Source organism: Mesocryomonas lacus, from assembly GCF_055730135.2.
In genome coordinates, this window is sequence record NZ_JBUZWE020000057.1 from 1 (window position 1) to 637 (window position 637).

Consider the following 637-nt stretch of genomic DNA (forward strand, 5'->3'; position numbering starts at 1 on the left):
CGCCAGAACGCCCGCTAGCAGTATGCCGAAAGCGAGCATCAGCTTCCGTGAAATTCTCATATTCTGCAGCGTCATCGCTCATTCCGATCGATAGAAGGAAAATACTATCTAGTAGAATGAGATAAATGCCCGGCTACCGATCGGCTGCGCCAAACTTACCTGATTGATTCCTGTCTGGTTGGTTAACAGAAATACCGGCGATCTTAGCCAACCGAAACCACGTAACCACAAAGGCTAGGCTCCCTGACTCGTAGAAATTTTCAATAAATGTCAATCGAACCACTGGGATGCGGCGCGAACCTTCGCCGTTTGGACCACGGCTAACGGTAGTTATTAGCTTTGTGCATCCGGAAGCGACTTGTCGGTTTTCGGCTTGGTGGCGACAACATAAATGATTTCCGCTTTGCGCCCATCTCGGCCGATTAACAATCCTCGGGGGCCGCCTCTAAGCAGATATTCTGCTCGCCGTTCTGCACTGCTTCACCGGGTTTCCCACATAGCGCATCCTCAAAATCAGCGCCGATGATGCCATGCATTCCTTTTACCTTTGGCGTGTTTACTGTTCGGCGGTCGCCCTTCCGTGCTGGTCCGCCCGGGAAGTTGATCGCGTCCGCCCGTCGGCACTGGACGACGGCCG

The 637-nt window shown here is 53.2% G+C and carries 1 protein-coding gene; it reads right to left on the bottom strand.

What is annotated here, in order from left to right; translation table 11 throughout:
* Positions 1 to 422: 422 nt before the first annotated feature.
* A partial coding sequence (locus tag ACZLZY_RS24910; RefSeq protein ID WP_472936646.1) for a hypothetical protein occupies positions 423 to 637 on the bottom strand: 215 nt, incomplete at its 5' end.